Source organism: Propionibacterium australiense (assembly GCF_003666605.1).
GTDB lineage: Bacteria > Actinomycetota > Actinomycetes > Propionibacteriales > Propionibacteriaceae > Propionibacterium > Propionibacterium australiense.
This window is the reverse complement of sequence record NZ_RCIV01000035.1, coordinates 1-7,151: the sequence shown is the minus strand read 5'-3', so window position 1 is coordinate 7,151 and position 7,151 is coordinate 1. Positions and strand designations below refer to the sequence as shown.

Sequence of the window (7,151 nt, the reverse complement as noted above, 5' to 3'; positions counted from 1 at the left end):
CGGCCACGGACTGGGCCAGCCGCCAAGCCAACAAACTCCCAGTCGTCCGCAACATCAGCAACCGCCTAGGAGCCAACACCGCCAGCGACGCTTCACAAGCAGCCACCAACGACGCCCTCAAAGCCACCCCATCACCATCCAACAACTCACTCACGCCACAAGTACCTTCGTCGGGGTTGATGGATTCCGAATCTTTCTTAGTCTCCAATGGTGCCACTATTCATTATAGCGAGACCGCAACTGCAATCGGCGATGACGTCAGAACTCTAAACAACTTCGCAAGATCGTTAGGGGCAGACGGTCTTCATGATGTCATTGTTCATGGAACCCCTGATGGGATGCCCATTCCTAATGGTTACGTAACAAATGTTCAGCAGATCGCGGATGCGATTCTGGAGAATCCAAGTTATACTGGCCAAAATATACGGCTAGTTATGTGTCATGGAGCAAATCAGGCGGCCGGAGAACTGGAGCGTATCTTGGGAGTCTCAGTGGAATCTAGTCCATTTGCTGTGGCGCTAGATGATTTTGGACAACTGTTCGAGCGGGTACCTTGATGAGTAGTTGGAAAGGATAGCATAGTGATTTTTAACCTTCAACCGCTGATTCCGTTCGCCGATAGTCCGGGGCAGCCTTGGTCTCCTCCGCCTCTCAGTAGCACGCCACATGATCCCAGTACACTCAAACGAATCATTGGTTATCTCGATAACGCTACTTTAGTTTACCCATGGATGGAGTACACGGAAGATCTTATAGGTGGGAAATTTGGTGTTCCTGGAGGATCTGCAACCATGAGCGATGGAACTTATTACTGGCGTTATGATGCTGTAGAATATCTCAAACATTATCCAATTCGGATTCCCGAAGAGGCTATTAAGCATTTTGAATCCAAGAATTGGAGACCTCTCAAACTTGATTTTAAAAGCGAGGAGTTCAAGAAATTAGAAAAAGCACTTGACTTAGTCTATAAACCACGACGCAAGGGATGATATATCTTACCGCCTTAATCACTCCCAAGTCGATTCATTGCCCACTTGAAATTAGTAGAGTTTGACTGGTGTGTGAGATACGCCAGCCAGCCTCACTCTGATCAAGCAAAACACACACATGCCATAAAATAGCAAAACGACACGAGTCTGGCGCTATAGGGCCGTCATGAAACAAGATCGACTGTTGGTTGAGCCCGGGGATATGCTTGGTTGGATTTCGTTGTGGACGTTGTCCAGTGCCACTGATCACCGCGATGATCGGGTTCGGTTCTAGCTATCATTCGGGTGTTGCGTTGGAGTTTGTTCCGTGTGCTCAGGGTTTCGGTGCAGTTCTCATCGCTGGGGCGTTTCTTGGTGGTGGGGCCAGCATCATTGATCAGGCCTGCTCCGGATATCCCATCAACTGGGGGCAGGTCGGGAAAGACTCCTTGTTCGGAATGATTGGCGGTGGTTTTGGATACGGTATTGGTAAAGGGATCCAATGGGCCGCCAAAACCCCAGTCGGTAAAGCGGCCACGGACTGGGCCAGCCGCCAAGCCAACAAGCTCCCAGTCGTCCGCAACATCAGCAACCGCCTAGGAGCCAACAGCGCCAGCGACGCTTCACAAGCAGCCACCAACGACGCCCTCAAAGCCACCCCATCACCATCCAACAACTCACCAGCGCCGCGTCCGGAATTGCCGCCAGCGCCAGCACGTCCACAGATCGAGCCTCCCACTAAGACCGGCCCCGATTTCATTGCTGATGACAAGGGAACAGTTGTCCCGACCAGTAGAACACGACTCGAAGAAGGCTTCCAATCGGCGGGACTAGACACCTTCTCAACAGATAGTCCGGGTACTGGCTATATTTTACCTGATGGCTCCAAAGTTCGAGTCATGGACGCGACGCCGTATGCACCACAAAGAGCTATGGCCGTCATGAAACGAAATCGTATTTTGATGGATTCGTGGTCTTGTTTCGGATATGATTGAGACATGCAGATCGAGGTCACCCCGGAAGAAACCGCTGTTCTGATCAGGTGGAAGAAACGCACAGACAATTACGTGCTGGTGCGGATGAAAGCCGAAGCCATTTTGTATGCCTCCGAACAAGTTGGCATCAATATCATAGCGAAAATGGTTGAGCGCAGCGAGAAAACCGTTCGAGAATGGCTGGCCGAGTGGCAGGACACGCGGATGTGTTCGGTGTTGACCGGGCATGCTGGGAACCAGAACGCGGCGAAACTCACCCGCGCCCAGAAGGAGGACCTCAAGGCTGTCCTGGCCCAGCCGCCTTCCCGGTCTGGTATCGACGCCGAGTTCTGGGACGTGCCGGCCCTGCGTGACGTGGTGAAGATTCTGTTCGACGTGGAGTACGAGTCAGAGTCTTCGTATCAGCTGCTTCTGCGGTTCTGCGGGTTGAGTTTCAAGCTGCCCGACCCGTTCGACAAGCACCGCGACGAGCAGGCCATCACCCGGCGCATGACCGAGGTGAAGGCCCAGGTCAAGGACCTGTTGGGCGCCGGTTGTGAGGTGTACGCCATCGATGAGGTCCGCCTGGAGCACGAGGCCGAGACCCGCCGCATGTGGCTGCCCAAAGGACAACGCACCAAGTTCTACGTGGACCGGCAGAAAGTATCCCAGTCCTTCTTCGGCGCCCTCTCGCTTACTGACAAGAAAATGCGGCTGTATCCGATCGAGGGGAACCAGAACACCGAACAGATCATCCTTGCTCTGGACCGGCTCCAGCGCGAAACCAAGGCCGACCGTATCGCTGTCGTACTGGACAACGCGCGGTTCCACCACGCCAAAGCCCTGACCAGCCTCTACCAGCCGGGCCAGTTGCTGGAACGTATCACACCCGTTTTCTTGCCGCCGTACGCTCCCGACCACAACCCGGTCGAGCACGTCTGGGGCACCGCCAAAAACAATATCGCGAACATCCAGCACCAGACCCCCGAACAAACCTTCGGAGCATTCGCCTCGTACATCACCGGCCGCACCTTCGACTACGACTTCGAGCACCTCCCCAAACCTCAACCAGAAACCGATCTTGTTTCATGACAGCCATAGTTTCACCAATGCGAATGATGGACCAGTCAGCCCGTTCACCGGTAAACCACCAAACCCGCCTAAGGGAATATCCAATACCAAAAAATGGAGTCGTGAGCGTACTCACATAGAACTTTCTGACGACTAGGAAGGATCCGCATGCGAGTTGATGTAATGTACCCAGGGTTCGAGGAGTGGGCGATAGACGCTCGGTGTTTATTGATTCAACGTGCTTTCATGCAGAATGAGATGCTGTTTCTCAGTGGCCCCAACTGGAACTTTCATACATGGTGCAGCATACGTGTCGTTGATGCCAAGGGTGAGTTTTTGTTTGATGATTCGTTGTCCGTTGATCTGCTTGAGGGGCCGGAGACTCCGCTTGGTGGTCTGGTGGGTCGTATGGTAGTTGAGGTGGTGCCTGATTTTGCTATGGATCTGGGAAATCTCACGTTGGTTTTGGATGATGGTGTCCGGATCGAATGTACGGATGATTCTGACTGGGAACCATGGCATTTCAGGGTCGACGATCATGATTGGTGATGATTGTATTGCACCTTGATGGTCGGTGGTGGTTGTGACGCGCACGTGCGTCTCGGACGAGGGGGTGGTTGCTGTGTTTTTTGATGGTCGGCTCGCGTCGTTGACTTATTTGATCGGGTTTCTCAATGCACCGCCTAAGAAGGTGGCGTATGCGGGTGCCCGGTATTTTATGGGCGGTCCTACGGTATGGGGGAAGGTCAGTAAGCTTACCGGTACGTTGGGGGAGAATCTGCTGAGACTTCAGCCCTTGGTTCATGAATCATGACCGCGTGTCCTGCTCACTGGAATGATATAGGTTTTTCGGACAGTGGTTACTGGTTGGTTTTAGGCTGCTGCCCTGTGTTGTTGTCTCCATTCGGTGTCGACTTGGTTGGGGGTCCGGTAGTCAATGGCCGAGTGGAGATGTTTGTGATTGTATCGTAACTCGATCCAAGCTGTCACGTCCCGGATCGCATGGTTGCGGGTCGGGTAGACCTTACGGTTGGTGAGTTCTTTCTTCAAGATCGCGTTGAAGGACTCGGCAGCGGCATTGTCAAAACAACTACCGGTCCGCCCCACGGACGGGAGAATCCCATGGCCGGTCATGAATTTCGTGTATTCGGCCGACGTGTATTGGGAGCCTCGGTCCGAGTGAAAAACCGTGACACCACGGGTTGGCGGGCAGTTCCGCACGGCCATGGCCAAGGCCTGGGTGACGAGTCCGGTGCGCATGTGACCGGCGATCGCGTGCCCGACGATCTTCTTCGAGAAACAATCCATGACCACCGCCAGATAGACGAATCCCTGCCAGGTCGGAACATACGTGATGTCGCCCACCCATTTCATTCCGGGCGCGGTCGCAGTGAAGTCTCGGCGCAACCGGTCGGGCCGATCTGGAAGGTCGGGTGCAGGGATGGTCGTCCTGGCTCGTTTCCTGGGCTGACAAGCAACGAGGCCAGCTGTGGCCATGATCTTGCGGACCGTGTCGGGTGAGACCTTGACGCCACTTCGGGCCAGCTCTGCGTGGATCCTGCGGTAGCCGTAGGTCTGTTCGGACTCGTCAAAGAACTTGACAATAATGGCAGCTAGATCTTCCCTTCGTTGGGCCGCCAGGGACTTGGGCCGGTTTCGCCAGGCGTAGTAGCCGGACTTGGATACTTTCACCCACCGGCACATGGATTGGATGGGGTAGTTGCCTTCTTCGCGGTGGATGCAACGGTATTTCGCGCTCACCCGGATTCCTGGGCGAAGAAGGCCGCCGCTTTTTTCAGGAACTCGGCCTCCATGCGAGCCTCCCGGAGTTCTGCTTTCAGACGCCTGATCTCGGCGTGTTCTTCCGCGGTGGTGCCATCAGTGCCGGGGTCGGGGTGTTCTTTCCGCCATTTCGCGACCCAGTTCCCGACCGTCTGTGCCACAAGCCCGTACGATCTGGCGACCTCGGCGATCGACTTGGACTTCTGGACAACCTCGAGAACGACTTGTTCCTTGAACTCCGCACTGTATTTCGATGCCGACATGATCTAATTCTACCTCACGATCATTTCACCCACTGTCCGAAAAACACCAAGCACTCCACACTTCCACGGCTAATGATGAGTGGACTGCTATGTTTGATGGTGACGCTTATGGTCAAGGCGTCGGTGAACTTACCGCGTACGTTGCGTATCGGTTATTGCGGGTTCGTGGCTATTTTGTGGTGTCGGCTCCGCCTGCGGGGAAGTTCGGTCAGGGGCTTGGAGGGCGGCAGTTTCGGGTGCTTGGTCCTGAGGCGACGAATGGTAGTGTCCGTTCGATTGATCTGATTGAGAATAGTCCTGGAGGGTTATTCAAAACTGTTTTTGTAGAATTCTAGTGCGATGACTGCTGTGATGGTTTGCGGGAAGGTGTCAAGGGGCCTGCGGTAACCGGCGTGCAGGATCCTCCAAGTTTTCAGGTGGGCGATTGCTCGTTCGACTGGGACTCGTAACGAATTGACGATTTTGTTGTATTGTTTCTGCCAGCCTGTGAGCCCGCCCCCTGGTGGTTTGCGTATCGGGGTCATCATGCCCAACCCGGTATAGCCCTTGTCGCCCAGTGGCGGGGTGTCCGGGAAAATGTCAAGGAAACCCGTGGACTGGATGGCTTTCGCGTCGTGGGTCGATCCGGGGGCCGGGTCGGACACCCAGACCAAGCGTCCTGTCAGGGTGCAGGCCACCTGGAGATTCAACCCGGTCCGGTGATGCTTGCCCGAGTACAGACCCGGCTGGTCTTTCCAGTCCCAGCAGGGCACGAGGGTGCCGTCCACGATCAGGGTCTGGGCCTGGTCCAGGTCGTCTGCGGTGGGCACGAGCTCTGCGAGGACCTCGACGATCCGGGGCGTCCACCGGGCGATGGCCCGGCAGATCGAGGCCTGACTGACCCCGAACGACTCGGCCAGCTCTGCTTGGGCGCGGTTGCGACGCAGATAAGCCAGGGTTGCCCTGATCTCTTCTGCCTGACTCAATGCGGGCGGGCGCCCGGTGGCCTGCGGGGTGCGGGGGTAATTGTGGACGAGGGTCTGGTAGAGGACTGTGATTGCTGCGGCGGGCAGGCCTGTTGTATGGTACATGCGAGGACCTGTTCTGAGAATACGGGATTATCGACAACCCAATTTTCTCAGTGACAGGTCCTCGCCTTTCACCCAGACACGCCCACACCAGCAGAACAAATTCCAAGGCCCTCCTCATAACAAGGGTTTTGAATAACCCTCCTGGGCGATGGCATTTTGGGACCATTGGTGAGGTTCAGCCGTTTGAGGATGTGGGGGCGTATGGGCGTCGTCGTCGGGTGGACAGGTTCACTGAGCAGATGCTTGTTGATTATGCTGGGGCGGTTGGCCTGCGACCGTGGGATGAGTCGTTCTATCGGAATCATTCGTATCTGGTCACCAATGGGCAGCGTGCCAGGAATTCCTTCACTCTTGAGCAGGCCCGCGAAAAGCTCGGTCTGGACAACTGACGCGCCCATTTCAGATGGGCCAGTGTGAAAGGGATGGCTTGCCACATGTCGACAGGAATACGGGAACGGCTCGATTCCATTCTTCCGGCGACAGTGACGGATTTCGACGTGCTTGACGACTTCGATCACGACAACACCCCCCGTTCTCCAAGTCGCAGGCATGACACTCGAAATCACTGGTCCCTTCGTGGGGCGCCAGGGCCATGAGTCACTCTGGGACGAGGTGGAACCAGAAACCCTTGCTCGGCTTCTCCAAGGCTTCGTGGGGCAGTCCCTGCTCTCGATTCAATCCGGCGAAGGCTGGCTGCACCTGGCGTTCACCGATGGGTGGCTTCGCATCGTAGCGACCGACTGGGACTCATGGATCATGGCACTGCCGGGAATCACCTGGATGGGGCACGGTCGAAGTCAGAATACTCCACAAGAAGAAACATCGGTGCTCGGAAGTGTCGTGTTACCCTGACTGCCAACACTCGGGAAGTCTCTAATTGGGAATAACAAGTTCGTTGAGGCTTATTCATGGGGTTTGTCCGGGTGGGGTTTAGCAATCTCGGATGAGGCGTGTCATTGAGTGTGAAAAGGCGGTCTGTCCCGAGATAATTAATGCGTGACCAAAAACAACCAAGGAACAGAC

Annotated in this window: 10 protein-coding genes; 6 read left to right on the top strand and 4 right to left on the bottom strand. The window is 55.4% G+C overall.

The genetic code is table 11. The annotated features are described in order from the left end of the window. The 5 genes from D9T14_RS13760 to D9T14_RS13430 all read left to right on the top strand — a co-directional run. Positions 1-557: DUF8616 domain-containing protein (locus D9T14_RS13760; RefSeq protein ID WP_220668351.1), on the top strand; the 557-nt coding region annotated here is incomplete at its 5' end. A gap of 24 nt (positions 558-581) precedes the next feature. Then, on the top strand, positions 582-989 hold the full coding sequence (locus D9T14_RS13440; RefSeq protein ID WP_147434131.1) for a hypothetical protein: 408 nt from the start codon (positions 582-584) through the stop codon (positions 987-989). 236 nt (positions 990-1,225) lie between these two features. Continuing rightward, positions 1,226-1,963, top strand: a complete 738-nt coding sequence (locus D9T14_RS13435; RefSeq protein WP_126464293.1) for a hypothetical protein — start codon at positions 1,226-1,228, stop codon at positions 1,961-1,963. Positions 1,964-1,966: 3 nt separating this feature from the next. Then, positions 1,967-3,034, top strand: a complete 1,068-nt coding sequence (locus D9T14_RS12945; protein WP_119162899.1) for an IS630 family transposase — start codon at positions 1,967-1,969, stop codon at positions 3,032-3,034. Positions 3,035-3,181: 147 nt separating this feature from the next. Beyond that, positions 3,182-3,562, top strand: coding sequence for a hypothetical protein (locus tag D9T14_RS13430; RefSeq protein ID WP_126464292.1), 381 nt, complete (start codon positions 3,182-3,184; stop codon positions 3,560-3,562). Positions 3,563-3,886: 324 nt separating this feature from the next. Here D9T14_RS13430 and D9T14_RS12940 read toward each other — a convergent pair whose 3' ends face one another. The 4 genes from D9T14_RS12940 to D9T14_RS13425 form a co-directional block, all read right to left on the bottom strand. Next, the gene (locus D9T14_RS12940; RefSeq protein WP_170175772.1) at positions 3,887-4,774 is read right to left on the bottom strand and encodes an IS3 family transposase; all 888 of its coding nucleotides are present in this window, start codon (positions 4,772-4,774) and stop codon (positions 3,887-3,889) included. Continuing rightward, positions 4,771-5,058 (bottom strand): transposase, encoded by a 288-nt coding sequence (locus tag D9T14_RS12935; RefSeq protein WP_119162897.1) that lies wholly within the window; start codon positions 5,056-5,058, stop codon positions 4,771-4,773. Before D9T14_RS12935 ends, D9T14_RS12940 begins: the two co-directional genes overlap by 4 nt. A 305-nt stretch (positions 5,059-5,363) precedes the next feature. Continuing rightward, positions 5,364-6,128 carry a transposase family protein gene (locus tag D9T14_RS12930; RefSeq protein WP_220668350.1) on the bottom strand — a complete coding sequence of 255 codons (765 nt, stop codon included), beginning with the start codon at positions 6,126-6,128 and terminating at the stop codon, positions 5,364-5,366. A 68-nt stretch (positions 6,129-6,196) separates the two neighbouring features. Next, positions 6,197-6,646: a hypothetical protein gene (locus D9T14_RS13425; protein WP_126464291.1), complete on the bottom strand. Its 450-nt coding sequence runs from the start codon at positions 6,644-6,646 to the stop codon at positions 6,197-6,199. A gap of 31 nt (positions 6,647-6,677) precedes the next feature. Here D9T14_RS13425 and D9T14_RS13420 point away from each other — a divergent pair, with 31 nt between their 5' ends. Further along, positions 6,678-6,980 carry a hypothetical protein gene (locus D9T14_RS13420; RefSeq protein WP_126464290.1) on the top strand — a complete coding sequence of 101 codons (303 nt, stop codon included), beginning with the start codon at positions 6,678-6,680 and terminating at the stop codon, positions 6,978-6,980. The last annotated feature ends 171 nt before the right edge of the window (positions 6,981-7,151 follow it).